Genomic DNA, 1344 nt, shown 5'->3' with positions numbered 1-1344 from the left:
AGATGGCAAGCCATCATTGGCTCAAGTCGTAGACAACAATAACGGCACACATACTGTTAAAGTTGGTCTTGATAAGAACGGCAATGGTCAGTTGGATCCAGATGAAGTAACCTCATCTACCATCGTTAAAGACGGAAAAGATGGTAAGTCTCCACTAGCTAAAGTTGTAGACAATAACAATGGCACACACACAGTTCAAGTCGGTCTTGATAAGAACGGTAACGGTGAGCTTGATCCAGACGAAGTAACCTCATCTACAATCATCAAAGATGGTAAGGATGGAAAAGCTGGCGCAACCGGTGCCACTGGTGCTACAGGAGCTACCGGAGCCAAAGGAGATAAAGGTGAAACTGGAGCAACAGGCGCAACTGGTGCTAAAGGAGAAGATGGTAAGCCATCATTGGCTCAAGTCGTAGACAACAATAACGGCACACATACTGTTAAAGTTGGACTGGATAAGAACGGCAATGGCCAGTTAGATCCAGACGAAGTAACATCTTCAACAATCGTCAAAGACGGTAAGGATGGCAAATCTCCATTAGCCAAGGTTGTTGATAACAACAACGACACCCATACTGTTCAAGTCGGACTCGATAAGAACAATAACGGTCAGTTGGATCCAGATGAAGTGACATCTTCTACAGTCATTAAAGATGGAAAAGCTGGGGCAACCGGTGCTACAGGTGCGACCGGAGCTAAAGGCGATAAAGGTGAAACTGGAGCAACAGGCGCAACTGGTGCCAAAGGTGAAGATGGCAAGCCATCATTGGCGCAAGTCGTAGACAACAACGACGGCACACACACTGTTAAAGTTGGTCTTGATAAGAANGGCAATGGTCAGTTGGATCCAGATGAAGTAACCTCATCTACCATCGTCAAAGACGGTAAGGACGGTAAGTCTCCACTAGCTAAAGTTGTTGATAACAACAACGGCACCCATACTGTTCAAGTCGGACTCGATAAGAACAACAATGGTCAGCTTGATCCAGATGAAGTAACATCTTCAACTATCGTCAAAGATGGAAAAGCTGGTGCTACAGGCGCAACCGGAGCTAAGGGCGATAAAGGTGAAACTGGCGCCAAAGGTGAAGATGGTAAGCCATCATTGGCTCAAGTAGTAGACAACAACGACGGTACTCATACTGTTAAAGTTGGACTGGATAAGAATGGCAACGGCCAATTGGATCCAGACGAAGTAACTTCTTCAACAATCGTTAAAGACGGAAAAGATGGTAAATCTCCACTAGCTAAGGTTGTTGATAACAACAATGGTACCCATACTGTTCAAGTCGGACTTGATAAGAACAATAATGGTCAGCTTGATCCAGATGAAGTAACATCATC

1 protein-coding gene is annotated in these 1344 nt (G+C 45.0%); it reads left to right on the top strand.

From position 1 onward, the window contains the following. Positions 1–16: 16 nt before the first annotated feature. The coding region (locus D8792_RS10660; protein WP_446677395.1) for a collagen-flanked surface repeat-containing protein at positions 17–1344 on the top strand (1328 nt) is incomplete at its 3' end.

Origin of the sequence: Streptococcus cristatus, from assembly GCF_003943505.1 — a bacterium.
GTDB classification, from domain to species: Bacteria; Bacillota; Bacilli; order Lactobacillales; family Streptococcaceae; genus Streptococcus; species Streptococcus cristatus_E.
Note: the sequence above shows the minus strand (reverse complement) of the source record. Positions and strands in the feature narration are given on the sequence as shown.